The following is a 26,935-nucleotide window of genomic DNA, read 5'->3' on the forward strand; positions in this document are numbered from 1 at the left end:
GCGTTGATTACAGGTGTTTTTATTCGAATTGGTTATGAAAAGGAAGATGAATTGGCTGGTGATTAGTTGTGTGGCGCTGGCCGGCTGCGGCAAGCTGCAAAACGACATCAACGTGCCGCTGCCGGCTTTTTCCTCCGATTTGGTGGTGGAATGCTACCTGCAGCCGGGCAAGGTGCCGGAGCTGGCCGTCACCACGTCGGTGCCCTACATCAGCGCCGTGCTGCCGCAGGTGCCCACCGATGTCACCGTCACGCTCACCATGCCTAATGGTACGCTGGTGCCGCTGGCTTTCAACCCCAACTACCGGGCGCTGATTGATACGACCTCGGGCGTGAAATTCCATTCCCACATCGGCCGCGACCCGTTGGTGGCCAAGGCTGGCGACGTGTTCAAGCTCGACGTGGTGGACACCAAAGGCCGCCACGCCACGGCCACCACCACCATGCTGGCCCCCGTGCCCATCGACTCAGTGAGCTACCAGTTCAACGACAAAACCGGCTCCGAGCGCAAGGCGCTATTCCTGACTAATTTCCGCGACCCGGCCCCGCTCGACGACTGCTACCGCTTGCAGCTCCACAAGGGCAACCCCGCCAAGGGCGCGCTCCTCAAAAGCCCGGAAGTGGACATGTCGGTAGAAGACCGGCTGCTCAACGGCCAGGAATTCGTGCTGGGCACCAGCTACCGCTTTTATCCCGGCGACACCGTGACAGCCACGCTCTACCACACCGAGCGGGCCATGTTTCGCTTCCGGCAATCGGTGCGCGACGCACGTCAGGCCAACGGCAATCCCTTTGCCCAGCCCTCCGCCATCTACGGCAACGTGCAGGGCGGCATCGGCATTTTCGGCGTGCTGAGCGGCACCACGGCCCAGAAGATTCTGTCGAAGTAAAAAAACTAAAAACGGGAGCTCGGCTGGGCAACCATCCGGCCCGGGGCAGTATCTGTTGTTTATTCCCAACCTAAATTTCCTTCCTTCCCATGCACAAGCTCCGCTACCCCGTTCTTGCCCTGGCCCTGCTCGCCCTGAGCCTCGGCAGTTGCAAAAAAGACTCGGCCACCACGCCGCAGCCCACCGCCACTTCCTCCTCCCAGCAGCTGACTACCGGCAGCTGGCGCCTCGACCAAATCAAGCAAGCCGGCCAGGTTACCGGCACCGGCTCGGGCATCAAGGACCAGTATTCGCTCACCTTCCGCGCCGACGGCACCTATACCCAGAAGCTAGTGGCCGACGGCACCACCTATCCCGGCACCTGGATGCTGATGAGCAACAACAACTTGCTCCACCTCACCGACAACAAGGGCACCAGCAACGACTATGCCGTGGCCGCCCTCACGGCCACTGAGCTGCGCTACACGTTCACGAACAAAACCGGTGTGGTTGAAGAGCGCACATTCTCGGCCCAGCCGTAATTGCCAGCAGCTTTTAAGTCACTAATCAAAGCAACGAGGCCCGGACATCGTCCGGGCCTCGTTGCTTTTTGCCTGGCAGGGCACAAGCTAAAGCATATGTTACAGCCCCGCCACCACAGCCTTAATCAGGGCTGTGAGCCGGGGCTCGGCCGCGCCGGCAGCGGCGAAAATATCGGCCAGCACCACGGGCTTGAGGTGACCGGGCGCGCACAAATCGGTGATGACTGATACGGCCAGCACCGGCAGATTGAGGTGGCGGGCGGCTATTACTTCCGGTACCGTGCTCATGCCCACGGCATCGGCCCCGATGGTGCGCAGGTAGCGGTACTCGGCCGGAGTTTCGAGCATGGGACCGGGCACGCTGGCGTACACGCCGCGCCGGGTGGTGCCGGCCTGGCCCAGCGCCTGGGCGGCGGCTTCGGCCCGGCGGAGCAGGTCGGCGTCGTAGGGCGCGAACATGTCGGGGAAGCGCGGGCCCATCTCGTCCAGGCTGGGACCGATGAGCGGGTTGGTGGGTTGCAGGTTGATGTGGTCGTCAATCAACATCAAATCGGCAAGGTTGAAATCGGGGTTCAGGCCACCGGCGGCGTTGCTTACCAGCAGGCGGGCAATGCCGAGCAGCTTGAGCACGCGCACGGGCATGGCCACCTGCTGCATGGTGTAGCCTTCGTAGTAGTGGAAGCGGCCTTGCAGCACAGCCACTTTTTTGCCGCCCATGCGGCCCAGCAGCAGCCGGCCGGCGTGGCTTTCCACGGTGCTGAGAGGAAAATGCGGAATATCGGCGTAGTTGATTTCGTGCTCCACATCGACCTCGTCGGCCAGCGCGCCCAGCCCGGTACCGAGGATGATGCCCGTTTCGGGCTGGAAGGCTTGGGAATGGGCTTTGATGTAGGCGGCGGCTTCGTGGAGTTGGGAGAGCATGGATGGGACGTAGTAGTAATAAAAACGGTCATCCTGAGCGCCGCGAAGGACATTGCCACGCCCGAACAGGAGGTGTTCGTTCGGGATAAGGTCCTTCGCGGAGCTCAGGATGACAGCGGATTCAGGATGACAAACAAGCGAAAATGACTACTGAATATCCAGCGTATACGGCAGGCGGGCCTGTACGCCGCGCATCTGCATCAGTTGCTGGTACTGGGCGTAGGCGGGGTAGAGGGGGCCAAGCTCGGTCTTGAGGGCACGGGTTTTGGCGGCATCGTCGTCGTCGCTGAGCATGGAAACGAAGTCTTCCAGGGCCGATTTCTGACGGGGCAGGCGCTGCACGCGGTAGTCGTCGGCCTTTAGGTGGGCGCGGGCGGCGGCAATGTTGAGGGCCACCTGGTAGTCGCCGAGCACATCGACGAGGCCGTTGTTTTTGGCTTCGAGGCCGCTCCAGACGCGGCCCGAGGCCAGGCGGCGCAGGCGCGCCACGGGCATGTGGCGGCCCAGGGCGGCCTTGCTGGTGAAGTCGGCGTAGATGCGGTTCACTTCTTCCTGCAAGGTGCGCTTCTCAAAATCGGTAAGTGGGCGGGTGATGGTGGGCAGGTCGGAGAACTTGCCCGTCGTCACGCGGTCCACGGTGATGCCAAGCTTGTCGGCCAGCAGCGGCTGGATGTTGGGCAGCACGCCAAACACGCCAATGGAGCCCGTGATGGTGTTCGGGTGGGCCACAATGGTGTCGCAGGCCATGGCGATGTAGTAGCCGCCGGAGGCCGCCACGTCGCTCATGCTGGCGATAATCGGCTTCACTTTCTTGGTCAGCAGCACTTCGCGGTAGATGATGTCGGAGGCCAGCGACGAGCCGCCCGGCGAGTTGATGCGCAGCACCACGGCCTTCACCCGGTCGTCGAGCCGGGCCTTGCGGATGGCTTCGGCAAACTTGGTGCTGCCGATGTTGTCGTCGGAGCCCTTGCCGGTCACGATGTCGCCCTCGGCGTAAATGACGGCAATGCGGCGGCCGCTGGTTTTGCCTTCGCGCTCGTCGGCGTCGTTGCCGTGGTCGGTATAGTCGGACAGGCTCACCAGGCTGGGCTTTTTGTTTTTGGCCAGGTCCAGCTTGCGGCGCATGTAGTCCTGCACCTCATCGAAGTAGCCGAGCTTGGTGACGAGGTGCAGGCGCAGGGCGTCGGGGGCGTTGTGCACCAGCATCGAGTCCGAAATCACCTTGAGGCGGGCCGGGTTGATGCCCCGGGTTTTGGCCACCTCGCCAATCATGTAGCCGTTGATGGAGTTCAGGAACGACACCGTCTGGTAGCGGGCCGAATCGGAGAAATTCTCGCGAAAGAACGGCTCCACGGCACTTTTGAAAGAACCCACCCGGAAAATGTAGGGCTGAATACCGGCCTTATCGAACAGGCGCTTGTAGAACAGCACCTCCGAGCTCAGGCCGTTGAATTCGAGCGTGCCCTGGGGGTTGAGGTAGATTTCGTTGGCCATCGAGGAGAGGTAGAAACTCTTTTCGGAGGCGATTTCATGGTAGGCCACCACAAATTTGCCGCTCTTTTTGAAGTCGAGCAACGCGTTGCGCACTTCCTCCAGCGAGGCCATGCCGCCCTGCACGATGCCCAGGTTCAGCAGGATGCCCTTGATGTCGTCGTCGCCCTTGGCCCGGTGAATGGCTTCCTTTAGCTCAACCAGCCCCGTGCTGCCGCCCCCGCCAAACCCGCCGAAGCGGCCCGCCCGCCCGCGCTCGTTCAGCGGCTCGTTCAGCTTGAGTTCCAGCACCGAGTTGGCGGCGGTTTCTTTCGGGCCGTTGGCGCTGCTCACGGTGGCCCCGATGAAGATGGCCAGCAGGAAAAATCCGAGGAAGGCGAAGGTCACAAGCCCCACGATGGTGGCGAGGACGTATTTAAGAAACTGGCGCATGGGTGCAGACTAGGTGAGAGCTGGCAAAAGTAGGCGGCGCGGGCCGTTTGGCCGGCTAAAAGTAACAGCGGGCATTTCGACGTCGGTTTCCGGCGTTCCGACAACGATTTCCGCCGGTGGAAACGCCCATTGGAATGCCGGAAACCGTCATCGGAATGGCGGAAACTGTCATCGAAGGGCCGGAAATCGGTATTGAGCGCTCGGAAGCCGGTGCCGAAGTGCCGGAAAGGACCACCGAGCAACCGGAAAGCCGCATCGGAGGGCCGGAAAGGGACGGTGTGCGCATCTTTGCCAGCGGACAGCCGGCTAAAAAGCCGGCAGCCCGCGTCCAAGCTAATACCCGTATTTATCGCCCCACCAGCCGCGCAGGCGCTCCTGGATTTTGGCCTCGCTGGCGTTCAGGCCCGGCTCGTAGAAACGGGTGCCGCTCAGGGCGTCGGGCAGAAACTCCTGCTCCTCGAAGTTGCCCTTGCCGTTGTGGGAGTAGGCGTATTCCTTGCCGTAGCCGAGCTCCTTCATCAGGCGGGTAGGGGCGTTGCGCAGGGGCACCGGCACGGGGTACACGCCGTGGGCCTTCACCTCAGCCTGCGCCGCTCGGATGGCCATATAAGCCGCGTTGCTTTTGGGCGAGGTGGCGAGGTAAATGACGGTCTGGGCGAGTATCAAGTCCGACTCGGGCAGGCCGATGACGGTGCAGGCCTGGAAGCAGCTCGTGGCCAGCATCAGGGCGTTGGGGTTGGCGTTGCCGATGTCCTCACTGGCCAAAATGAGCATCCGGCGGGCGATGAATTTTACGTCCTCGCCGCCTTCCAGCATCACGGCCAGGTAATAGAGGGCGGCGTTGGGGTCCGAGCCGCGCATGGATTTGATGAAGGCCGAAATCACGTCGTAGTGCATTTCGCCGCCCTTGTCGTAACGGGCCAAGGGGCGCTGGGCCACCTGCTGCACCACCGCATCGGTAATTTCGATGACGCCTTTTTTGTCGGGCGGCGTGCTCTGCACCACAATTTCGAGCAGGTTGAGCAGCTTGCGGGCGTCGCCGCCGCTCAGAGCCAGCAGGGCGTGGTCTTCTTTCAGCTTCACCTTTTTCTGCTTCAGGGCCGCGTCTTCTGTCAGGGCTTTTTGCACCAGCCCGCGCAGGGTGTCCGCGCTCAGCGCCTCCAGCACATACACCTGGCAGCGCGAGAGCAACGCGGGTATCACTTCAAACGACGGGTTCTCCGTGGTTGCGCCAATGAGCGTGACGGTGCCGTGCTCCACCGCGCCCAGCAGGGCATCCTGCTGCGCCTTGCTGAAACGGTGGATTTCATCAATAAACAGCACCGTGCCGCGCTGCCGCTTGGCCTTCTCAATTACGTCGCGCACGTCTTTCACGCCGGCATTAATGGCGGAGAGGGCCGAAAACGGCTGTTTCAGTTCCGAAGCCAGCAGGTGGGCCAGGGTGGTTTTGCCCACGCCGGGCGGCCCCCAGAGTATGAGACTGGGCAGCCGACCGGAATTTAAATAGCGGCGCAGCACGCCGGTTTCGCCCACCAGGTGCTGCTGGCCGGCGTAGTCGGCCAGGCGGCGGGGGCGCTGGCGCTCGGCCAGCGGGGCATCCGGGCTGGGTACGGGCGGCGGGGTGAAGGCGGTGGGTTCGTCGTCGGGGAATAAGGAAGCCATGAGAAGCGAAGTAGCGCGAACTTTGTGGTTCACGTTTTAGAACGTTCGGCACCGAAACGAGTTCTGATGGCGCTGAAACGCGGACCACAAAGTTGGCTGACGCCGACCTCCGGGTCGCGCTATTCCCCCTAAATTATGCCCAATCAATTCCGCGTGCACGCGGCCCTCTTCTTCGTCGCGGTCATCTACGCGGCCAATTATTCGCTCTCCAAAGACGTAATGCCGGGGTATATGACGCCGTTCGGCATTGTGACGCTGCGGGTATTGGGGGCGTCGAGCTTTTTTGCGCTTATCAAATACTTCGTGGCTCCGCAGGACAAAATCATTGGCTGGACCGATAACCGGCGGTCCATCCTGTGCGGCGTGCTGGGCATTGGGCTCAACCAGTTGCTGTTTTTTTCGGGGCTGAACCTGACTTCACCCATCAGCGCCTCGCTGCTGCAAACCATCGCGCCCATTGTGGTGGTCATCGCCTCGGCCATTTTATTGAGCGATAAGATTACGCTGCCGCGCGTGCTGGGCATTGCCGTGGGGGCAGCGGGCGCGGCCTCGCTCATCCTCAGCCGCAACGCGCAGGCGGCCATCTACCCGCACGCCACGCTGGGCAACCTGTTCATTCTGGCCAATGCCACCGTATTTGGCCTCTACCTGGTGCTGGTGCAGCCGCTCATGCGCAAGTACCACGCGTTTACGGTGCTGGCGCGGGTGTTTCTGGTGGGGGCCATCGTGGCCGTGCCCTTCGGCTGGCGCGATGCGCTGCACGCCAACTACGCCAGCTTCCCGCTCAAAATCTGGCTCGAAATCGGCTACATGGTGGTGTTCCTCACCATTCTGGCCTACCTGCTCAATAACTGGGCCCTGAAATACGCCTCGCCGGCCCTGCTGGGCGTCTACATCTACCTGCAGCCGGTGCTGGCCGTGCTCATCGCCGTGGCCCTGGGCAAAGACCATTTCACGCTGGGCAAGGCCGGGCAGGCGGCACTCATTTTCCTGGGCGTGTGGCTGGTGAGCCAGAAGCCGAAAGCCGCCACCGCGCCGGCCTTGCCGGAAGAAGCAGTGCTGGACTGAGGCCATTAAGTGAGCCTCTTGCAAAGAAAAACGTCCTGCTGAGCCTAGTCAAAGCAGGACGTTTTTTATTTACGAAGCCAGGAGTTGCTAATGCGCCGCCTGCTTCTGAAAATCGGTAATCGCCTCGCCCAAATCCAGCACTTCCGCGCCCGGCAGGGCAGCTTGCACAATGCTGGCCCCGGCCGCCGAGCGGTAGCCGCCCGCGCAGTGAATGAGGATGGGCTTATCGGTCGGAATCTCGTGGGCACGCTCGCGCAGCTCGGGCAGCGGGATGACCAGCGCGTTGTCGAACACCGGCGTTTTGGCCTCCGTCCGGTTGCGGATGTCCACGATGGTGAAGGCTTCAGGGTGCTCGCGCACGGCCGCCACGTCCACGGCCGGAGAAGTGGCGGGCAGGGCCGTGGGGGCCAGTAGCGCGCCTTTGATATTGCCCTCGTAGCCAATTTTGGCCGTCTTGCGAATCACCGTGTCCAGCGCAATTTTGGAATCGGCCAGCAGGTAGAACGGCTCTTTGGGGCCGACTACCGAGCCCAGCCAGGTTTCGAACTTGCCGCCGTCCTGCAGGTTGATGGCGCCCGGCAGGTGGCCGGCGCGGAATTTGGCCGCCGGCCGCGTGTCGATGAGGAGCACGCCGGGCGTCAGCGCCGCGTCGCTGCCCAAGTGCGGCACCGCCCGAATGCTGTCCTCGAAGCTGGGCGCGCCCGCCTTGTTCAGCGCCACGTCGTGGCCGAAGTACTTGGGCACGAAGGGCTGGTCTTCGAGCAGCACTTTGATGAACTCGTCCTGCGACATGGGTTGCAGGGCGTAGTTGGTTTTCAGCTCCTTGGCAATGGTGGAGTCGAGGTCGAGGCTGGTGGTTTTGCCGCAGAGCGAGCCGGGGCCGTGGGCGGGGTACACCTTGGTGCTGCCGGGCAGGGTCATGAGCTTGTTGCGGGTGCTGCGGTAGAGCTGGGCGGCCAGCTCTTCGCGCTTGTGGCCGCCCACGGCCTCTTCTTCGCGGAGGTCGGGCCGGCCCACGTCGCCCACAAATAGCGTGTCGCCGGTGAACACGGCGCGGCTCTGGGCCAGCTCGTCCATGAGCAGGATGCTGATGCTGTCGGGCGAGTGGCCGGGGGTGTTGATGGCGTGCAGCTCGTAGCTGCCCAGCTTGATGCGGTCGCCGTCGTCGAAATTCTTGTGGGGGTACTTGGCCCCCACCAGCTTGCTGCAGTAGATGGTGGCCTCGGTTTCTTCGGCAATTTCCAGGTGCGACGACACGAAATCGGCGTGCGGGTGCGTCTCAATCACGGCCACAATGCGGGCCTCGTGCTCGTCGGCGAAATCATAGTAGGGCTGGGGGTCGCGGCCTGGGTCGATGATGGCGACCTGGCGGCCGCAGCGCACGGCGTAGCTGGCGTGGGCCAGGCCCTTGTCGTAAAACTGCTGGATTTGCACGGCCGAGGCCGTGCTACTGGGAAGGGGAGGCATGGGGGAGGGGGATGGTGGGGACAATGCTTACCTAGTAGGGATGGGTAAGAATCCAAATATAAATGCTGGGGGTAGAATCTTCGTCGCCTTGGCCGGATTAGGGCAGGGCTACTTGCTCGAATTCGGAGGTGGCGTTGACCGGCTTAATCGACCAGCTGATGGTCACATGGTCGGCCCCGATATAGCATACCGAGGGAATGGCATTGCAGGCCGGGGTAAGAGGCCGCAGCTGCTGGGTAGCAATGGCATAAGCCAGCACTTGACGATTGGTGTTCAATATCACATACTGATGGTCAGTACTGATTCCCCGGAAACGAAAGCCCGGCAGATAGCTTGGGAGCGGGCCCGCAAGGGCGGGAGCCAAACCAGTAGCATTCAGTACTTCCGGAACTGCTAGTTCGTGCACGGCGGCTAGCTGGCCCGTGGTGCTAAGTTGAGCTACCACCACCCCCACGGGCTGCTCATTGGCGTAGCCGCTCAGTGGAATCACACCCGTGCCGCCGGCTCCGATAATACCCACCCCAACTACGCCCCGGGCAATGGTACCTGCATTGGGAACCTTGCGGTAGGTTTCGCCGATTAGCTGATAGCTGCCATCGGGCAGCAGGCCCGCCGATTGCCACCGGTAATGAGCCGGCCGGCCAGATGAGGGCCACCCCAGGCCAACGCCGAAGTGGCGTTGGCCCGCGGGACTTAGCAGCAGGGCAAAATCGCGCCGATACTCAGATGCTTTGCCTTCGTCAGCGGGGGCTACGTAAGAAGTCCGGCGGTCTGAGGTGCCCAGTATGAGCAGCCCGGCGGGTACCACCGTGGCAACAGCCAACTCATCGTTGGAGGCCAGCGGCTGGTTGCATTCGGCATCGCCGGTTGCCAGGCGGAAGCTCAGCACGCGCGGGCGCATGGCCAAGGCCAAATACTCCCGAAGCACAAGCCATACGTGGGTGTCGCTGGCAGCTATATGCTCAACAGCGGTTAGGCAGGCAGGGGTAAGCTGTTGTTCCCATAGCAGTGCCAATGCCGGACTCAGCGCCTGCACCTGTAGGTTGGGCCGGCTAGCTCTGCCCGAGGGATAAGTGAGCACGAAACCCTTGCCGCCCGGCAGGCCAAACAAGCGGGGTGGGGCCAGGCTTCTGGCGTCGCCACCCAGTTGGGGCATGTACTGTCGGGGCTGTTGCAGCGTCCGGCCCACCGAATCAGTGAGCAGCAGCATCACCGAATCTTTTCCGGTTTTGCGCAGCAAATACAGGTTGCGCGTCCCGCTTTGAGCTACCGCTGCCACTGCAAAACCGTGCGGTATAGCCGTTGCGGGGTGCATGGTAGTGCCATCGGTTCCAAACACTCCTTGTTCCAGTATAAGGCCCATGCCCGGCTTTTTCACTGCCTGGTAACTCATGACGCGAAAGCTCGGGGCCACCGATGATTGGGCAAATAGCGGCCGCCCCGGAGTAGCACCTACCAGCAGCAAGCCGCCGATTATTAGGTGCAAAAAGCGCGATAGGTTTTGGTAGAACATGTTTACTATGAGACAGGAATGGGGATTGAAGAGCTTGAAGGAATGCGAAGGTGGGTCTGTTCGCCCGGATTTGCCTTAGATGGGCCTTAAGAAAGAGTGTTTATTGTGACCTTAACCGGCACCAGACAAATGAAAAAAGCTCCAGCCTGAAGGCTGGAGCTTTTTTCATTTGTCTGGTGCCTTACTAGGCTTTGGCCTTCATCTTCATTTTGCCGCCGTCTTTGCCGTGGCCGTCATGACCGCCGTGGTGCTCGGCTTTCATCTTGTCCATCTTGGCGAATTGCTCGGGGGTGAGGATGGTTTTGAGCTGGGCCTCGTAGCGGTCGTGGGCAGCTTTCATTTCGGTGCGGCCGGCGTTTTTGTCGGCGGCGTACTTGGTTTTGAGGGCGGCGCTTTCCTGTTGGCGGGCCAGCATCAGCTGCTCAACTTTAGCTTCCTGGTCGGCACTTAGACCAAGCTCTTTGGCCATTTTGCCGGCTTTGTGGTCAGCCATCTTGGCGGGGTCTTTCGGGCCGTGCTGGCCTTTGCCGAAGTGGCGGGCCGTCTCGTTGGCATCGGTGCCGGTGGTTTTCACGGCCGTTTGGGCGAAGCTGGTGCCGGCGGTAGCAAAAGCGAGGGCGGCGAGCAGAAACAGGTTCTTTTTCATGGTGGGGAAAAGCAAAATTGGGAGTGGGTGAGGAGGAGAGCACCAAGTCTTTGCGAGAGTGACTGTGGGGCCTGCCGGGGTAATTACAAGCAGTATGCCAGCATTTCAGCGTTGAGGTCCCAACGACAATTCATCGACGCACGGCCGCTTTTCATTGACGAAGCGTCGCCTTATTCGGGCTGGCCGGCCGGGGCGTTGGCACCGGCGGCGCGGTGCTCGCGCATTTTCTCGCGCTGCTCGTCGCGCATCTTGCTGAATTTGGTGAATTGCTCCGGCGTAAGTACGGTCTTAATCTGCTCGTCGGTGCGGGCTTCGTTGGCTTTCAGGTCCTGGGCGGTGCCCAGCTTGCGGCCGCCGGTGGTGCGCTGCTCGCGCAGCACCTGCAGCTGCTGGCGCTGCGCCATGAGGATGGGGGCCAGACGGGTTTGCTGGTCGGCGGTGAGGCCGAGCTCTTTGCCTAAGTACTGGGCGCGGCGCTGGGCCAGCTGGTCGGGGGCGGCGGTGCCGGCCGGGGTTTGGGTAGGGGCGGGGGCTTGCGCAAAGGCGGTGCCGGCCGTGGCCGCGCTGGTGGCCAGGAAGAGGAGGAGCTTTTTCATGGTAGGTAAGGGCGTTGCTGAGGTTCTTAATTCGAAGGACGAAAGTAGTATCGGCACTTGGATGCACGCGGTCAGACCAAAGTTTAACCCAAGGCTTTGGGCGGTGGGCCGGGGCCTGAAACCGCTCCGGCGCGGGGCCGGTGCCCAAATGGCGGGAAAATGCTGCCTATATTTCGGCTCCGCCGCTAGTGCCTGGCGCAGTTTCATTGCCCAACGGGCCGGGCGGGGATTTTTAATTCCTTCATTTATTTCAAACTTCTTCCCTCTTTACACCAAACACATGGCAAGTATTTTCGCCAAAAAACCCCTGTCTGTGCTGCTGGGCGAGGCCAACTCGACCGGGCACGGCACGCTGCAACGGACGCTGGGCGCGGGCAACCTCGTGGCCCTGGGCGTGGGCGCCATCATCGGGGCGGGCCTGTTTGTGCGCACCGCCGCCGCCGCTGCTCAGGCTTCCGGGCCGGGCGTGACGCTGGCTTTCATCGTGGCCGCCATCGGCTGCGTGTTCGCGGGCTTGTGCTACGCCGAGTTCGCCGCCATGATTCCCATTGCCGGCTCGGCCTACACCTACGCCTACACCACCATGGGCGAGTTTGTGGCCTGGGTTATCGGCTGGGCACTGATTATGGAATACGCGCTGGGCGCGGCCACCGTCAGCATTGCCTGGAGCGAATACCTGAACAAGCTGTTGCAGGTGTTTGGGACGAGTATACCGTATAACCTCAGCCACTCGCCCTTCGAAAGTGCGGTGGTGAACGGCACGCTGGAGCACGGCCTCATCAACCTGCCGGCCCTGTTCATCATTGTGGCGCTGTCGCTGCTGCTCATCAAGGGCACGCAGGAATCGGCCATGTTCAACGCCATTGTGGTAATTCTGAAAGTAGCCATCGTGCTGGTGTTCATCGCCGTGGGCTGGCAGTTCATCAACCCCGCCAACCACACGCCCTACCTGATTCCCGACAACGCCGCACCTGTGAAAAACGCCGCTGGCGTGGTGGTGCGCGAGTACACGGCCTGGAACAAGCACGGCTGGGGCGGCGTCCTCGGCGGCGCGGCCATTGTGTTCTTTGCCTTCATCGGGTTCGATGCCGTGAGCACGGCCGCGCAGGAAGCCAAGAACCCCAAGCGCGACATGCCCATCGGTATTCTCGGTTCGCTGGCCGTGTGCACGGTGCTCTACATCCTGTTTGGCCACGTGCTGACGGGGGTGGCCAACTGGCGCGAATTTGCCGACCCGGCCCTGGGCGGCGAGGCGTCGGTGACCTACGCCATCAAGGCCCACATGCCCGGCTACGAGTGGCTCGGCACGGCCGTGACGGTGGCCATTCTGCTCGGTTTCTCCTCCGTAATTCTGGTGATGCTCATGGGTCAGAGCCGCGTGTTCTTCTCGATGGCGAAGGACGGCCTCATGCCCAAAGCCTTCTCCGACCTGCACCCCCGCTTCAACACGCCTTATAAGTCGAACCTGGCCCTGCTGGTGTTTGTGGGCGCGTTTGCAGCCTTCGTGCCCGGCTCGGTGGCCGGCGATTTGACCTCGTTCGGCACGCTGCTGGCCTTCGTGCTGGTGAGCATCGGCGTGTGGCTGATGCGCAGGTCGGACCCGGACCAGCCCCGGCCGTTCCGCTCGCCGCTCTCGTCGGCCAGCTTCCCGCTGGTGCCCATCCTGGGCGCGGCCATCTGCACGCTCATGATTCTGGCCCTCGACTCGAACACCCTGAAACTGGCCCTGGGCTGGATGCTGCTGGGCTTCGTGGTGTACTTCCTCTACGGTAAGAAAAACTCCATGCTCCAGAAGGGCGTGGTGGTGGTGCCTACCGAAATGGAAGAGGAGGCGTTCATCAAGCCCGATAAGGACAACTGGTAACGTCTGTTTATTGAATCAAAAAAGCCCCGTTAGCTGCTGCTGGCGGGGCTTTTTAGTTGAAATGGAGCCTCAGCTGGCCACGACGGCTTTCACTTCGCTTTTGAGCTTGAGCACCCGGTCGCCGTTTTCCTGCACAATGACGAAGGCGGGGTCCGTGGCCGAGCCGTTGCGGTGGATTTCGGAGCCTTTGATGGTGCGCGAAATGGGCTCTTTGTGCACCGATTCAATTTTGCCGGTGGCCGTGCCGGTGCCATATTTCCAGGAAACTTTGGTGCCTTTGCGCATAAAACCAGGGAGAAAGCGGGAGTATTGTGTCGTTTAACTACGGGTAAATTACGTGTACTGCCAACGGCCGTAAAGCGTTGCAGCGCTAGCCGGGCGTGGGCGGCGAGTCGCAATACTCCGCCGTTTCGCCGTTCTTTTGCGTAGTTCAACCATGCGCGCTGCTTTCCGGCGCGCCCCTCATGATGTTTCGATTTCTGTCGCTGCTGCTCCTGCTGCCCTTTTTTGCTTCCGCTCAAACGCCGTTCGTGCCCGATGAGCGGGCCTACTACGGGCTGATTGACCGGGGCAGCGGGCGTTGCCTCGACATTGCCAGCGCCAGCACGGCCAGCGGCGCGGCGGCCGTGCAGTGGGAGTTCACGCATGCCAACAGCCAGCAGTGGCGCTTCGTCCCCATTCGGGCCGGCAGCGAATATTACCGCATCGAAGCCCGCCACAGCGGCCAGTGCCTGACCGTAGACAAGCCCGGCGAAAACATGGGCCTGGTGCAGCGCCCCTTCCAGGGCAGCGAGCAGCAGCAGTGGCGGCTCGTGCCGGCCGGCCCGGCGGGCAGTTTTCAGCTCGAAAATCGCAGCGAAGCCCGGTGCGCCGCGCTGGCGGCCTCGGATAAATTCAACGGCACGCCCGTGGTGGCCCAGAAGAACAACGGCCGCGCCAGCCAGCAGTGGCACCTGTTCCGGCTGCGCCTGAACGTGCTGGAAGGGCCGTCGCCCTTCGGCCCGCCGCAGCCGCTGGCCGGGGCCGTGAACTCGCCCGGCAACGAGGTGCACCCCGTGCTGAGCCCCGACGGCAAGACGCTCTACTTTGCCCGCACCAAGTTTGCCGGCAACATCGAGGGCAACACCGATTCGGGCGATGCCTGGATGAGCCAGAGCCCCGACCAGGGCAAAACCTGGGGCGCGCCCACCCGCCTCGACGGCCTGAACACTCCGCAGAACAACGCCGTGGAAGCCACCACCGGCACTGGCGGCCAGCTCCTGCTGGTGCGCGGCACCTACGAGCGCGACGGCACGTTCCGCGACGAGGGCCTGAGCCGGGTGGCGCAGGCCGCCGCCATAGCGCCTGGCGCCACGCCCAAAACCACCCGCCCCGAGGCCCTGCGCATTGCCAATTTCTACTCAGCCGTGACAGGCACGGGGTTTTTTATGACGGCCGATGGGCAAATACTGCTGCTCTCGCTGGAGCGCGGCGACTCCGAAGGCGGCAATGATATTTACCTGAGCCGCCCCGATGGCAGCGGCGGCTACACCGAGCCCAAAAGCCTGGGGCCGGTGCTGAACTCGCCCGGTTTCGACTTTGCGCCCTGGCTCACGCCCGATGGCAAAACGCTGTATTTCGCTTCCTACGGGCACATGGGCTACGGCTCGGCCGATATTTTCGTGAGTCAACGCCTCGATGACAGCTGGACGAAGTGGAGCGAACCCCGTAACCTTGGCCCGGCCCTGAACGGCCCCGGTTTCAACGCCTACCTGAGCCTCACGCCCGACGGCAAAACGGCTTATTTCTCGTCTTCGGCCACGCCCAACGGCACCAAGGACATCCTGCGCACGGGCCGCGCCGTGCCCGCCGATTCGCTGCCCAAGCCCATAGTGGCCGAGGCTACGGAGAATTCCGGCCGTGCATTCCTGAGCGGCCGTGTGCTGGATGCCCGCACCAAGCAGCCCGTGCCGGGCGCACTGGTGAAAGCCAACCTGCTGGGCACCAGCAAAACCAGTCCACAATTCCTGGCCACCAGCACGGCTGATAATCAGGGCTACTACCAGATGTCCTTGCTGCCCGGCCGGTATTACCTCTCGGCCAACGGCGCGGGCCTGCTCACGATGGGCGACACGCTGGCGGCGGCCGGCTCGCCCCGGCGCGACATCCTGCTGCTGCCGGCCGCCGTGGGGGCCAAAGTGGACCTGCCCAGCATCATTTTCGCCCAGGGCAAAGCCACGCTGCTGGGTTCGGCCTACACTGAGTTGAACCGCCTCGCCATTGCCCTGCAAGCCGCCCCGGCTACCGAAGTCCGCCTCGAAGGGCACACCGACAACGTGGGCCCGGCCGACAAAAACCAGCAGCTTTCCGAAGACCGGGTGGCCGAGGTGAAGCGCTACCTCGTGGGCCGCGGCGTCGATGAGAAGCGCATTACCACCGTGGGTTTTGGGGGTTCGAAGCCGAAATACGGCAACGACCGCGAAGAGACCCGCCGCCTGAACCGCCGCGTGGAGCTGGTGATTGTGAAGTAGCGTGGACTCGCAGAGTCCACGCTACTTTTTCCGCCGCCAGATAAACCCGTCCAGCACGTAGTGGGTGGATTGGGGCAGCGCCAGCAGCGGCACCAGCCACATCAACAGCGCGGGATTGGCCACCGTGGGCAACTGCTGAAACCAGCCGAATACCGCGCCGTGCTCGCGCCACACCAGCACATCCCAAAGGCCTTCTTCGAGGAAAGCGAAAAGCACGACAGCCCCAATGAAAACGGCAAGGCCGTAGCGCCCGGCCCAGGCCCCGCGCCGGACGGGGACGGGCGCTTGAGCTGATTTTGGCCCGCCCGCCCACACCAGCGCCAAATAGGGAATGCCGTGCGACACCACGTTCAGCAGCGTGAATGCTAAGTCTCCATTGAAGAGCACAATGCCCACGTACCACGACACCAGCGTGCCCGCCAGCAGCAGGTTGCGCGGCACATTAAAAGTGCGGGTACGCCACCAAAGCCAACTTTCGCGGGCCGCGTAAGCCGCAATCAAACCTACATAAAGCACTGTGGCGATGGCGCGGCCAGCCGGCCAGTCGAGCTGCACGAAGTCGCCTTCCACAAACCAGTTGAAGTTGCGTTCAGGCGAAAAATGCCAGTAAAGCAGCGGGTAAATAGTAGCGTAATAAATAAGCGCCGTGGCCAGCCAGCGGCCGGGCACGAGCGCATCGTGTCGGCTATAAATCCGCAGAAACCCATACTGCTGCCGGATAAAGTGGAATACCGCCAAATAGGCCAGCGCCCGCCAGAACACCAGTCCGCCCATGCTGTGCAGGGCCACGCCTGCCACGTAGCAGGCCGGTGGCACCACCCATAGCAGCGTACGCCGTTGCTGCCGCCGCACCGGGTCGAAATACGTCTGAAACAGCGTGCCGTAGACGTGGGCCACGTCGATAAGCACCACCAGCGCCACCCAGGCAAGCAGCGGCATGGCCGCCGAGTGGCGGTAGTGCGCGGGCAGCCCTAGCACCACCAGCAGCGCCAGAAACGGCGGCGCGAGGACGAGCAGGCCGTCGTAGCGCGGGGAGCGAATCCAGGGTTGGGGCATGGAAGTCACTTAGGCGGGTGGGGCAATATCCAGCATTTCCCGTGCCGCCCGAATCCCCTGGTAAAATCCCTCCTCAAAAATCGAAATTCCACTAAAATCAGTATGCGCGAAAAACACCCGGCCGCGCACCGGCTGCCTGGCCGCCTGCCGCGCCGCGCCCCAGAGCAGCCCCGGCGTGGGGGCCACCATACCGTGGCCCCACACCCAAAGGTCAGCCTGCTGGATGTAGGGCGTCACGCCGGGGTGGTAGGTTTCGAGCTCGGCCACCACGCGGGGCAGCCACTCGGCGTAGCTGGTTTGGTAGGCGCGGCGGCGGGCGGGGCCGGGAGCCTCGTCGGTGAGGGGCCAGTATAGGGTAATGACTTTGGGACTGCCATCGTCCTGTTTGATTGACTGCTGGGTGGCGTTGATGTAGCCTAGCGAGGCGCTGCCGTAGCGCACGTTGTCCCAGCTCAGGGGGCGGCCGGGGCCTTGTGGAAGGCCCGCCACGGTGAGGTTGGCAATGAGCCAGGGCGCGTGGTGCAGCGCGCCCGGGGGCGGCAGTTGGTGGCCGGGCACGGCGGCTAGCAGGCGGTGGGCAATGTGCTGCGGCGTGGCCAGCAGCACCTGCCGGGCGCGCACGCGGGCGCTTTGGCGGGTGGCCACGCTGTAAATCAGGGCTTCGATGCCGGTGGCGGTTTCGCGCAGGTCGTAGGCCAGGGTTTGGGTGTGGATGGGGGCGCTGGCCTGGCGGCGTAGGTTTTCAAGGAGGAAGTGGTTGCCCTCGGGCCAGGTCAGCACGTCGGACCCAGTGGCGTTGTGTGCGCTGCCTTTGCGGCTGGCGAAGTAGTGCAGCCCGGCCCAGGCCGATACCTGCGCGGCGTGGGCACCGTAGTCGTCGCGGCAGGCGTAGTCCAGATACCAGCGCAGGGCGGGCGCGGTGAAGCCTTCGCGGTCGAGGTAGGCGGCGAAGGAAATTTTATCGAGTTGGCGGTATTCTTCGTCGGTTGAGGACTGGTCGAGCGGAATACGGAAAACATCGCGCCCGTCGCGCCCGACGGTGGTTTTCAGCGTTTCGGTCAGCTTGAAGAATCGGGCCACCTGGGCCTGGTCGGCCGCGCTCAAACCCAGATTGGGCACCAGGCCTTCCTGCCAGTGGCCTTCGATGTTGAGGCGCTCCTCGGGGTCGTGGCAAAGGTGGTAGTCGTTGTAGATGGGCCGGCCGTCGGGCGCGTAGCCGGTGAGGGTACCAGCAGCCTGTAGAAACTCCAGCAGCTCCGTGTTGCGCACGTCGGGCACGGGCAGGTAGTGCGCGCCCCAGGGGTAGGCCGAAGCGGCGTTGCGTCCGGCGCTGGCGTTCCCGCCGGTTTCAGGGGCCAGCTCCACCAGCAGCGTATTGGTCTGGCCGTGCCGGTGCAGCCAGCGCCGCGCCGACAGCCCCGCCACCCCGCCGCCGATGATGAGCACGTCGGTTTCAATGGTTTGGGTAGGCGCGGGGATTCGGCCGGGGTCGCGCAGCAGGTGGCCGGTGGCGGCATCCTGCCCCAGCAGCTGGCCTTTGATGTGGGCCAACGGGTTGGTGGGCGCGCAGCCGGGCAGGGCTGGCAGGAGCAGCGCGCCGGTGAGCGCCGCGCCGCTTTGGGCCAGGAAGGAGCGACGGGTGGGCATGGGGTTATTTCAGGAACTAGGAGAAGTCAATGGTCATGCAGAGCGCAGCGAAGCATCTCTACCGCGCAACGCAATTCAATCGCAAGGAAAAATTACTGCTGCGGTAAAGATGCTTCGCTGCGCTCTGCATGACGTTCCGGAAAATTGCATTAATGCACATATGGTCCCCAGTCCTCCTCGAAATAGCGCACCAGCACCTGATTATTGAGTTGGTTAACCTCTGTGGGCACCTCGCTCATATCGGGCGGGAAGTGCAGCATGTCGTGGATGGTGGCCGGCGTTATGTAGCGCAGGCCGGCTGGCAGCGGGCTCATATCGCCGCGCCAGTGGGCGTCAGGCCCCGCCAGCACGTAGCCCCATTCGCCGAAGGACGGCACGTAGAGGTGGTACGGAATGGTGTGCAGCCCCACTGCCGCCAGCGTATGGGCCACGCACCAAAACGACTGCCGGGCCAGAAACGGCGAGGTGCTTTGCACCACCAGCCGCCCGCCGGGGGCCAGCCGCTTCGCCAACGCCGTGTAAAAAGCGGCCGAGTACAGCTTGCCGATGGAGTAATTGCCGGGGTCCGGAAAGTCGACGATGATGGCATCGTAGCGCGCACTGTCCTGTCGAATCCATTGGTAGGCGTCGGCGTTGATAACCTGCACTTTGGGGTTGTTGAGCGAGCCTTTATTCAGATTGAGTAGCAGCTCATTGCGCTTGAATAATTCGGTCATGCCCGCGTCGAGGTCGACCAGTTTGATGCTGGTCAGGTGCGGGTATTTCAGCAGCTCGCGCACGGCCAGGCCGTCGCCGCCACCCATCACCAGCACGCGGCGGGCCTGGGGCAGGGCTTGCATGAGCGGGTGTACCAGGGCCTCGTGGTAGCGGTACTCGTCGGCCGAGCTGAACTGCAGGTTGCCGTTCAGAAACAGGCGCAATTCGCGCGGGTTGCGGGTGAGAACGATGCGCTGGTAGGGGGTTGATTTGGAGTAAATCACCTGGTCCTGGAACGCCAGGGTTTCGGTGTAAGCCAGCAGCTTATTGGCGAAGCCGAACAGCACCGCCAGCCCTAGCAGCGCCGCCCCAATGCCCACGCCAAAGTGCCGCCGGTAGGGCCGTGTTTCGGGAAAACGGGCCAGCACCACGGCGGCCACGGCCAGGTTCAACGCCCCGAAAACCAGCGAAGTCCGAATCAGGCCCAGCTGCGGCACCAGCACCAGCGGGAATATCAGCGAGGCCAGCAGCGCGCCCACGTAATCGAAGGTGAACACCCGCGCCACCAAGTCCTTGAACGGGTAGCGGTGCTCCAGAATGCGCATCAGCAGCGGAATCTCCAGGCCCACCAGAATGCCTGTGAGGCCCACCAGCGTATAAAGCAGCAGCCGGAACGAGGCCACGTACTCGAACGACACGAACAGCAGCGGGGCCATGCACCCGCCCACGATGCCCACCAGAATTTCGAGCCGGATAAACCAGCGCAGCAGCGAGCCCTCCAGAAACTTGGAGAGCCACGAGCCGATGCCCATCGCAAACAGATACGCCCCGATGATGGTCGAAAACTGCGTGACGGAGTCGCCCAGCAGGTAAGAGGCCAGTGTGCCGGCAATCAACTCATAAATCAGCCCGCAGGTGGCGATGACGGCCACTGCCGCCAGCAGCAGGCCCGGCAGCCGTGCTTCGGGGCCCGCCGTCGGTGCCTCAGCGGCGGGCGCTTCCAGCAGCTCAGCCATGAATGGCGGCGCTGATGATGAGGGCCACGGCCAGCATAAAGGCCGCCCCGAGGATGGCCAGCGCGGTGTTGTGCTCTTCCAGAATTTCCTTGCGCAGGGTGCCCGGCGTCATCTTGTTAAACAGATAAAAGCTGATGACGAGAATGGCAATGCCCAGCAGCGAATAGAGGATGGAAGCCGCGAGGGCTTTGGCGTTGAGGTATTCCATAAGCAAGGAAGGGTTATTTGTGGAAATACAGGCCGCGGCCAGCGTGGCCGTGGCCGCCGGTGCCGGGCGCGTTCAGGGTTTCGGTGCTCTCGTTGTCGTCGCCGAGCAGGCGGGTGCCGGTGGCGGTGCCCCAGGCAAACCAGGCCAGCGGCAGCAGCAACAGCAGCGCGTAGAAGCGCACCGGGCGCAGAAAGTTGAGCAGATTTTCGAGCATGCCGGTCAGGTTATTCTTCGGTAGCGTAGGGGTTGTAGTCGCTGTTGGCCCAGCGGCTGCGCTCGTGCCTGTGGCGGCGCATCAGCTGGAATCCGGGCACCAGAAGTATCAGGCCCAGTACCACGAAAAAGTTGGAAGGCAGCGCCGGGTCGGCCCACACGGTTACCTTGATTTCGGGCGAAACTCCCTTTTCGGTGAAGGGGTAGAAGTTGAGGTGGTAGCGCCCGGCGGGTACCCGCGAAAGCACGGCTTCCACCTCGCGGCTGCCTTCGCTCCAGCTTTCGCCGCCTTCCACGCCGCTGTAAAACTCAATGTTTTTGGTGAACTCGAAACCGCGCCCGGTTTGCTCGTTCACCAGGCTCACGGGCAACTCCAGCCACTGGTTGCTCAGGGTGGCGTTCAGTTCAATGTCGAGGGCAGTTTGGTGGCTAAGGGTGAAGGAAGGCGACACCAGCACGCTGCCGGTGCCGGGTGCGGCGGTGGCCGTGGTGTCGGGCGTCACCTGAATGGTCTGGCTCAGCACCGGTGAGCCCGTGCGCACCACCAGCACGAGCTGCGTGAGCAGCAGCGCTGCAATTAAAATGCCTGTCAGGGTCCAGAGGGCCGGCCAATTTTGGCTGCCGGGAGCCGGCTCGACCATGCCCGTGCCTTCGGCGTACGGCAGCGCGCTCCGGCTGATGTTAAACGCCGTCGCCAGTTCCTCCACGGCCACGTGGCGGCCCCGGTACCAATTGCTTTCGCGCCCGCGCTGCTCCTGCACCAGCAGCAGGGGCGGGTTGATGTATTCGGTCACGTACAGGCTCTGGTCGCTTTCGATATCCCAGTCGAACTCGCCCAGCGCCCAGTTGATGCGCGACTGGTATTTGTTGAAAATCCGGAAATCGACCAGCTTAAAATCCTCCCGGTTTTTGTCGAGGTGGCTGGCGGCCCAAATCAGCGTCCAGTGGCCGTCGTACTCGGCCAGCTGCACATAGCGGCCGGTTTCGGGCTGCAGCAGCTGGTACTCGCGCCAGCTATACTGCGAGTGGTTGGCCTCGTAGCGGCTCGTTACACCCACCACGCGGTAGAGCGCGCCACCCAGAATGCCCAGGGTACCCAGCGGCAGCACAGGCGAGGTTTTGGGTGCGTCCTTATAATTCCCAAACACCTTGGGCGTTTCCTCGCCCGACCACCGGAAATACGCGTGGCAGTTCGGGCAGGCATAATATTCACTGCCTTCCACGTCGTAATACGTGATGCTGGTGTGGCACTCTGGGCAGTCGAGTTGGGCCGATTCGGGCCGGGGCGTAGCGGTTTCGCTCATCGGCGCACTTCGGTTTTGGTGAGCTCGGTGCCGCCGAAAAAAGCCAGTGTGGCCGCGTATATGCCGCACACGGTGGCCGCGTTATCGCGCCGAAAATTCGAGAGAAACACGTCGAACGTGGCCAGTCCGTGTTCAGGCCAAGTGTGGATGCTCAGGTGCGATTCCGTCAGGGCCAGCACGGCGGTGAAGCCGCCGGGGCCAGTGTCGTCGGCCGGAAAGCTGTGGTAGGCCTCGCCCACTTTTTCGAGCCCGAAGGCCAGCACCTGGGCATCGAAGAAGGTACGGCCGGCTGCTACATCGCATAGGGCGGAGGCCGGAGCCGCAAAAGTGGCCAGAATGTGCAGGCCGGGCGTATAATCAGGCATGGGAAGGAGCGCGGGGCGAGCGCGGCGGCAAGATAGGGAGCGGAACGGGTTGATATTTGGCCGAAGCTTGCCGGTTGTATCGCCCGGCCCGGCCAGCACATTACAAACCAACCCGCAACCCCCCCTTGCCATGACGGCCACCATCATTTCCGAAAATCAAATTCCCGGCCTGCCTTCGGCTTCGGGGGTCGAAATCATCGGGCCCGTGGCCTACATTATTGGCGACGACTCGCCCTATCTCTACCAGCTCGACGCGGCCACGCTGGCCGTCATCGGCCACATTGCCCTGTTCGAAGCGGCTACCGATTTTGCCTCCGGGCGCATCGCCAAGCCGATAAAGCCCGACCTGGAGTGCATGGTGGCCCTGACCTGGCCCGATGGCCGCGCCGGCCTGTTGCTGCTCGGCTCGGGCAGCCGGCCCAACCGGGCGCGCGGCTGGTTTGTGCCCACAGAAGGTGAGCAGCCCGAACCTGTGGACCTGACGGCCCTCTACGCCATCCTCGTCGCCCACCTCCCCGCCGGCGTGGGCCTCAACCTGGAAGCGGCCGCCACTACCGCTACCGAGCTGCTGCTGTTTCAGCGCACCGTGGGCCGGGCCGATGCGGCGCTACTGTTCGTGCTGCCGCTGGCCGAAACGCTGGATTTCCTGACAAAGCCGGCCAGTGCCGCTCCGCCCGCCGTGCATCAGCTGGTGTTTGAGCTGCCGCAGATTGAGGGCTGCCCGGCCGGCTTTTCCGGGGCCACGTTCGTGGATGGCCGGCTGTTCGTGTCGGCTTCGGTGGAAAACACGGCTGATGCCGTGCTCGATGGCGCGGTGCTGGGCTCCTTTGTGGGCGTGGTGGAGGTGGCGGCGCATAATGCCACGTTTGCCCGGCTGGCCTGGGCCGACGGCCGACCGTACTACGGCAAAGTGGAGGGGCTGGCCGTGCGCCAGCAACTGGCCGATGGCCAATTCGAGCTCCTGCTCGTGACCGATGACGACGCCGGCGGGAGCACCGCCGCCACGGCCCACCTGCGGCTGGGCTAGTTCGAGTGCGGCTCGGGTAGCTGGCGTAGCCACGCAACGGCCTCTTCCTCAGTGGTGAAGAGGCGGTAGGTGAGGGCCGACTGCTGCACGGTGCTCATTACCAGATCCAGCGCCAAGCGGGCGTACACATCGGTGGGGATGATAATGGCTCCGAACAACGCGTAGCCGTCGCTGTGGCTCCGGGCTAGCCAGTCCTGGCCAATCCACTGCCGCTCCTCGTCGGTGAAGGGGGCCATGTGACGCTGGTCGGCCAGCATTTTGTGCCAGCCGTGGCGGCGTAGCAAGTGGTGGGTATGGGTCAGGAAAGCCTGAAAAATAGCAAAATCCCGGGGCGCTTCGTTGTATTGCACCAGGGCATACCCGTCGGGATGCTCAAGCAAGCGCCCAACCGGGTTCTCAAAATATAAGCGCATATTAAATAACTAACGTAATGAAATAGAGATAGAAATTTTATAAACTGTTCAGCCTGTGGTACTAGCTGGCCGGGTCTGCTTACGCGGCCTTGCAGAATTTGTTGGCCGCAGGACGCGGGGAGGCCGGCCCGGGCGTAATTTTGTTTGCTTCCGGGGCCGCGCACTACCGCCGCTGGCCTCGCTCGCCTCTCTCTACTATGCCATCGCCGCCTCGCGCTCAGGAAACGCTATTCTTTCACAATGCCGCCGGTAAGATTTTTTATCAGCCTGCGGGTTTTGTGCGCCTAATGTGGGCACCCGAGCGGGCGGCGCTCGAAACCATCCAGGCTTTTTACGAGCAAGTGTTGGCGCTGATGCTGAACACGGGCACCCGCAAAATCCTCTCCGACCACGGCCAGCGCGCGCCCCTGTCCGGCGCCGCCCAGGCGTGGCTGACCGGGCAATGGATTCCGCGGGCCATCAACCAGGCCCGGGCGCAGTATTGCGCCATTGTGGAAGGGGCCGACCCCATGCATCGGCTCTCCACGCAGTCGGTAGTGAGCGCGGCACCGTCCGGTCTGGTTTTCCAGCGCTTCTCCACGGTGGAGGAGGCCGAAAAGTGGCTATACGGAACGGAGCTGAGTCGATAAAAGCAAAATTGTCATTCCGACCGAAGGGCGGAATGACAAGTCTTAATTACGCCGGGTCGGCGTCGGGCACGGACTCGCCCTTTTCGGCCGCCACGACGCTTCTTTTGGCGGGGTTAATTTTGCGGCCACGCGGGGTTTCCTCGTCGCCCAGCACCATGCCCCAGGGCTTGAGCGACTCGATGCGGTCGAACACAATCTTCAAAATCGCAATAACCGGCAGGGCCAGAAACATGCCCGCCACGCCGCCAATGGCATTGCCCACCAGCACGCCCACAATGGCCACCAAGGCATTCACCTGAATTTTGGAGGCCACGATGCGCGGAATCAGGTAGTGGTTGTCGATGAACTGAATGAGCATGTAGGCGCCCAGCACCGCCAGGGCGTGGGTGTAGCCCGGGGCGGCCACGAAGGCCATGAGCATGGGCAGGGCAATGGCAATGAGCCCGCCGATGTAGGGAATGAAGTTGAGCAGCGCGCCCATCACGCCCAGCAGCAGGGCGTAAGGAACTCCGATGATGAGCAGTGCCGTGACATTGAGCGCGGCCACGATGCTGCCCTCAATCAGCAGGCCCACCATGTAGCTCTGGATGGCGGCTTTGCTTTCGCGCAGCACCTCGCTCACGCCGGTATCGCGGCGGTGGCCTGAAAAGGCCTGCACCAGAAAATCAACCAGCCGCTTCTGGTACAGGAATAGTAGGAAAATATAAACCGGAATCAGGGTGAACGTAACGAGCAGGCCCGACACGGCCGACAGGGTGCCGCCCAGCAGGCCCTGGGCCTTAGTGCCGGCCTCGCTCATCCAGCTTTGCAATTTCTGGTCGCTCAGGCCAAAGCGCGACTGCAGCCATTCGTGCACCTGGGCCGAAGTTTCGGCAAACTTCTTCTTGAACATCGGCATCTGGTCCGACAGCTGGGCCGCTTCCATGCTGATGAAGTACACCAGCCCCACCACTGCCGCTACGCCCAGCACCACCGTGAGCAGAATGGCCAGCAGCGGTGGCACCCGCTTGCGGATAAGCCACTGCTCCACGGGGTGCAGCATAATGGCGAAAATGGCCGCGAAAAACAGCGGGAAAATGATATCGCTGGCAATGTGCAGCGTGAACACCAGCAGCGCCAGGCCCAGCAGTATGAGCGGGGCTTTCACGTAGAGCGGAAACTGAAGCTCGCGGGGTTGGGAGTCGTACGGGTCGGGCATTGAAGGGGCGAAAAGGCCGGTTTTAGCGAAATGGCGGCCGGTTTGCCCCCTTACGTGCCGTTGTTCGCCACGTTGCCGCGTTTCGGCGGGCGAATGCAAATCCTCGGCCAGTGAAGGGTAGCGCGGCTTTGCCTAGCGTCCGAAATCCTCCGTCACCTGCAAAAACATGGGCGAGGGCACCTCCGTGCTCTGGCCGGTGGGCGTGAGCAGGCCCGACTGAGGGTCGACGCGGTAGCTCACCACGTTGTTGGAGTTCTGGTTGGCCACCAGCAGCAGGCGGCCGCTGGGGTCGAGGGTGAAGTTGCGGGGCGTTTTGCCCTGCGTGTCCACGTCCTGAATGGGCACCAGCGTGCCGTTGCTGGTATCGATGGCAAACACGGCGATGCTGTTGTGGCCCCGGTTGGAGGCGTAGAGAAACAGCCCGTTGCGCGAAACGTGGATGTCGGCGCAGGAATTTTCGCCCGTGTAGCTGGCCGGCAGCGCCGACAGCGTCTGGAGCTCGCGGAAGCGCCCGACGGCCGCGTCATACGCCAAGGCCGTCACGGTCGAGTTCAGCTCGTTGATGAGGTAGGCGTGCTTGCCATCGGGGTGGAAAACCAGGTGGCGCGGTCCCGCGCCGGGCTTGGCCACGAAGGCCGGCTCGGCCTCGCGGGTGAGTTGGCCCTTGGCGGGGTCGAGGCGGTAGGCGTACACGCGGTCGGTGCCCAGGTTCACGGCGAAGGCAAATTTGTTGGTCGGGTCGGGGAGGAGGCAGTGGGCGTGCGGGGCGGTCTGGTTCTTGTGCGGGCCGCTGCCGGTGTGCTGGTCGGTGGTGGGCGCGCCCAGTTGGCCATCATTGGCCACGGGCAGCGCGCTCACGTTGCCACCCACATAGTTGGCCACCAAGGCGGTTTTGCCGGTACGGTCCAGGCTGATGTAGCAGGGCGAAGCTCCGTTGGAAGGCTGCTGGTTGAGCAATTTCAAATCGCCGGTGCGCGGGGCTACGGCAAAGGCGCTGGCGCCACCGCCCGGCGCGCCCCGAAACGTCTGGGTTTCGTTCACGGCATACAGGAAGTGGTGGTTGGCCGAGAGCGTGAGATAGGTGGGGCTGGCTCCGCCGTGCTGCGCGCTCACGCGGGTAAACGCACCGGTAGCGGCGTCTACGCGGTACAGGAAAATGGTGTTATCCTGCTCGTTGCCCACGTTGGTGCCCACGTAAAGCCAGTAGTCTTTAGCGGCGGCGCTGCTGCCAGCTGGCCGTGTGCAGCCAGCCAATAGCGTGATGGAAAGCATTCCCAACCCACTCAGGAAACGGAGACGGCCGCGATATATAGGAAAACAAGTCATAAGAAAATCAAAAGAGAAGGTGCAAAAATGCACAAAACCCGCCGCGCCCAGCAATTCAGGCGCAAAAATCCAGGCCTGAATTCTAGAAAGAGCTGATGAAGCAGCGGGGGCAAAGAAGCTGGCGGACCAGCCCGATGCCTGAGCCGCCCTGCCGTCGTGCCTCATAAAACATTCACCTGGCGCGTCTTAATCTTGTAGAAAAAGCCCCGCTGAATAAATGCTCATCGCCGCTTTTTGCCCGTTGCCAATCAGTCTGT

Annotated in this window: 25 protein-coding genes; 7 read left to right on the forward strand and 18 right to left on the reverse strand. The window is 62.8% G+C overall.

Annotated elements, in window-relative coordinates; all coding sequences use genetic code 11:
• Nucleotides 1-34: 34 nt before the first annotated feature.
• Together ACYU7Q_RS01325 and ACYU7Q_RS01330 are read left to right on the forward strand one after the other, a co-directional pair.
• Complete coding sequence (locus ACYU7Q_RS01325; RefSeq protein ID WP_460607630.1) at nt 35-889, forward strand: DUF4249 domain-containing protein; 855 nt, start codon at nt 35-37, stop codon at nt 887-889.
• Between the two features lie 89 nt (nt 890-978).
• Nucleotides 979-1,410, forward strand: coding sequence for a lipocalin family protein (locus ACYU7Q_RS01330; RefSeq protein ID WP_460607631.1), 432 nt, complete (start codon nt 979-981; stop codon nt 1,408-1,410).
• 99 nt (nt 1,411-1,509) lie between these two features.
• Here the strand turns inward: ACYU7Q_RS01330 and ACYU7Q_RS01335 are convergent, their stop codons facing one another.
• The 3 genes from ACYU7Q_RS01335 to ACYU7Q_RS01345 form a co-directional block, all read right to left on the reverse strand.
• Complete coding sequence (locus ACYU7Q_RS01335) at nt 1,510-2,331, reverse strand: purine-nucleoside phosphorylase (RefSeq protein ID WP_460607632.1); 822 nt, start codon at nt 2,329-2,331, stop codon at nt 1,510-1,512.
• Nucleotides 2,332-2,478: 147 nt separating this feature from the next.
• Nucleotides 2,479-4,254, reverse strand: coding sequence for a SppA family protein (gene sppA / locus ACYU7Q_RS01340; RefSeq protein WP_460607633.1), 1,776 nt, complete (start codon nt 4,252-4,254; stop codon nt 2,479-2,481).
• 333 nt (nt 4,255-4,587) lie between these two features.
• Entirely contained in the window at nt 4,588-5,916 is a 1,329-nt protein-coding gene (locus ACYU7Q_RS01345; protein ID WP_460607634.1) for a replication-associated recombination protein A, read from the reverse strand.
• A gap of 135 nt (nt 5,917-6,051) precedes the next feature.
• Between ACYU7Q_RS01345 and ACYU7Q_RS01350 the strand changes: the two genes are divergently transcribed.
• Complete coding sequence (locus ACYU7Q_RS01350) at nt 6,052-6,984, forward strand: DMT family transporter (protein WP_460607635.1); 933 nt, start codon at nt 6,052-6,054, stop codon at nt 6,982-6,984.
• Nucleotides 6,985-7,071: 87 nt separating this feature from the next.
• On the opposite strand, the gene ACYU7Q_RS01355 is transcribed toward ACYU7Q_RS01350, so the two are convergent.
• From ACYU7Q_RS01355 to ACYU7Q_RS01370, 4 genes are all read right to left on the reverse strand, one after another.
• Nucleotides 7,072-8,451, reverse strand: a complete 1,380-nt coding sequence (locus tag ACYU7Q_RS01355) for an MBL fold metallo-hydrolase (protein ID WP_460607636.1) — start codon at nt 8,449-8,451, stop codon at nt 7,072-7,074.
• Between the two features lie 97 nt (nt 8,452-8,548).
• Nucleotides 8,549-9,844, reverse strand: a complete 1,296-nt coding sequence (locus ACYU7Q_RS01360; RefSeq protein WP_460607637.1) for a hypothetical protein — start codon at nt 9,842-9,844, stop codon at nt 8,549-8,551.
• Nucleotides 9,845-10,148: 304 nt separating this feature from the next.
• Nucleotides 10,149-10,610 (reverse strand): hypothetical protein, encoded by a 462-nt coding sequence (locus ACYU7Q_RS01365; RefSeq protein ID WP_460607638.1) that lies wholly within the window; start codon nt 10,608-10,610, stop codon nt 10,149-10,151.
• Between the two features lie 170 nt (nt 10,611-10,780).
• Nucleotides 10,781-11,206, reverse strand: a complete 426-nt coding sequence (locus ACYU7Q_RS01370; protein ID WP_460607639.1) for a hypothetical protein — start codon at nt 11,204-11,206, stop codon at nt 10,781-10,783.
• A 280-nt stretch (nt 11,207-11,486) separates the two neighbouring features.
• On the opposite strand from ACYU7Q_RS01370, the gene ACYU7Q_RS01375 reads away from it, so the two are divergent.
• Nucleotides 11,487-13,070 carry an amino acid permease gene (locus tag ACYU7Q_RS01375; RefSeq protein WP_460607640.1) on the forward strand — a complete coding sequence of 528 codons (1,584 nt, stop codon included), beginning with the start codon at nt 11,487-11,489 and terminating at the stop codon, nt 13,068-13,070.
• 69 nt (nt 13,071-13,139) lie between these two features.
• On the opposite strand, the gene ACYU7Q_RS01380 is transcribed toward ACYU7Q_RS01375, so the two are convergent.
• Complete coding sequence (locus ACYU7Q_RS01380) at nt 13,140-13,355, reverse strand: hypervirulence associated TUDOR domain-containing protein (RefSeq protein WP_460607641.1); 216 nt, start codon at nt 13,353-13,355, stop codon at nt 13,140-13,142.
• Between the two features lie 179 nt (nt 13,356-13,534).
• On the opposite strand from ACYU7Q_RS01380, the gene ACYU7Q_RS01385 reads away from it, so the two are divergent.
• Nucleotides 13,535-15,580, forward strand: coding sequence for an RICIN domain-containing protein (locus ACYU7Q_RS01385; protein WP_460607642.1), 2,046 nt, complete (start codon nt 13,535-13,537; stop codon nt 15,578-15,580).
• Between the two features lie 21 nt (nt 15,581-15,601).
• Here the strand turns inward: ACYU7Q_RS01385 and ACYU7Q_RS01390 are convergent, their stop codons facing one another.
• The 7 genes from ACYU7Q_RS01390 to ACYU7Q_RS01420 form a co-directional block, all read right to left on the reverse strand.
• Complete coding sequence (locus tag ACYU7Q_RS01390) at nt 15,602-16,636, reverse strand: hypothetical protein (RefSeq protein WP_460607643.1); 1,035 nt, start codon at nt 16,634-16,636, stop codon at nt 15,602-15,604.
• 9 nt (nt 16,637-16,645) lie between these two features.
• Nucleotides 16,646-18,283: a flavin monoamine oxidase family protein gene (locus ACYU7Q_RS01395; protein WP_460607644.1), complete on the reverse strand. Its 1,638-nt coding sequence runs from the start codon at nt 18,281-18,283 to the stop codon at nt 16,646-16,648.
• 149 nt (nt 18,284-18,432) lie between these two features.
• A complete protein-coding gene (locus ACYU7Q_RS01400; RefSeq protein ID WP_460607645.1) occupies nt 18,433-19,995 on the reverse strand; it encodes a spermidine synthase in 1,563 nt (520 codons plus the stop codon).
• Entirely contained in the window at nt 19,988-20,203 is a 216-nt protein-coding gene (locus ACYU7Q_RS01405) for a DUF350 domain-containing protein (RefSeq protein WP_460607646.1), read from the reverse strand. The genes ACYU7Q_RS01400 and ACYU7Q_RS01405 overlap by 8 nt, the downstream gene beginning before the upstream one ends.
• A gap of 13 nt (nt 20,204-20,216) precedes the next feature.
• Nucleotides 20,217-20,417, reverse strand: coding sequence for a hypothetical protein (locus ACYU7Q_RS01410; protein ID WP_460607647.1), 201 nt, complete (start codon nt 20,415-20,417; stop codon nt 20,217-20,219).
• A 10-nt stretch (nt 20,418-20,427) separates the two neighbouring features.
• Complete coding sequence (locus tag ACYU7Q_RS01415) at nt 20,428-21,720, reverse strand: DUF4178 domain-containing protein (protein ID WP_460607648.1); 1,293 nt, start codon at nt 21,718-21,720, stop codon at nt 20,428-20,430.
• Complete coding sequence (locus ACYU7Q_RS01420) at nt 21,717-22,085, reverse strand: S-adenosylmethionine decarboxylase family protein (RefSeq protein WP_460607649.1); 369 nt, start codon at nt 22,083-22,085, stop codon at nt 21,717-21,719. The genes ACYU7Q_RS01415 and ACYU7Q_RS01420 overlap by 4 nt, the downstream gene beginning before the upstream one ends.
• 130 nt (nt 22,086-22,215) lie before the next feature.
• On the opposite strand from ACYU7Q_RS01420, the gene ACYU7Q_RS01425 reads away from it, so the two are divergent.
• Nucleotides 22,216-23,112 carry a DUF6929 family protein gene (locus tag ACYU7Q_RS01425; RefSeq protein WP_460607650.1) on the forward strand — a complete coding sequence of 299 codons (897 nt, stop codon included), beginning with the start codon at nt 22,216-22,218 and terminating at the stop codon, nt 23,110-23,112.
• Here the strand turns inward: ACYU7Q_RS01425 and ACYU7Q_RS01430 are convergent.
• Nucleotides 23,109-23,525, reverse strand: a complete 417-nt coding sequence (locus tag ACYU7Q_RS01430; RefSeq protein WP_460607651.1) for a hypothetical protein — start codon at nt 23,523-23,525, stop codon at nt 23,109-23,111. The genes ACYU7Q_RS01425 and ACYU7Q_RS01430 overlap by 4 nt on opposite strands.
• 197 nt (nt 23,526-23,722) lie before the next feature.
• Here ACYU7Q_RS01430 and ACYU7Q_RS01435 point away from each other — a divergent pair, with 197 nt between their 5' ends.
• A complete protein-coding gene (locus ACYU7Q_RS01435) occupies nt 23,723-24,154 on the forward strand; it encodes a hypothetical protein (protein WP_460607652.1) in 432 nt (143 codons plus the stop codon).
• 46 nt (nt 24,155-24,200) lie between these two features.
• On the opposite strand, the gene ACYU7Q_RS01440 is transcribed toward ACYU7Q_RS01435, so the two are convergent.
• Nucleotides 24,201-25,352: an AI-2E family transporter gene (locus ACYU7Q_RS01440; RefSeq protein ID WP_460607653.1), complete on the reverse strand. Its 1,152-nt coding sequence runs from the start codon at nt 25,350-25,352 to the stop codon at nt 24,201-24,203.
• A 132-nt stretch (nt 25,353-25,484) separates the two neighbouring features.
• Nucleotides 25,485-26,624, reverse strand: a complete 1,140-nt coding sequence (locus ACYU7Q_RS01445; protein WP_460607654.1) for a lactonase family protein — start codon at nt 26,622-26,624, stop codon at nt 25,485-25,487.
• Nucleotides 26,625-26,935 lie beyond the last annotated feature (311 nt).

The organism is Hymenobacter terrigena (assembly GCF_054776515.1).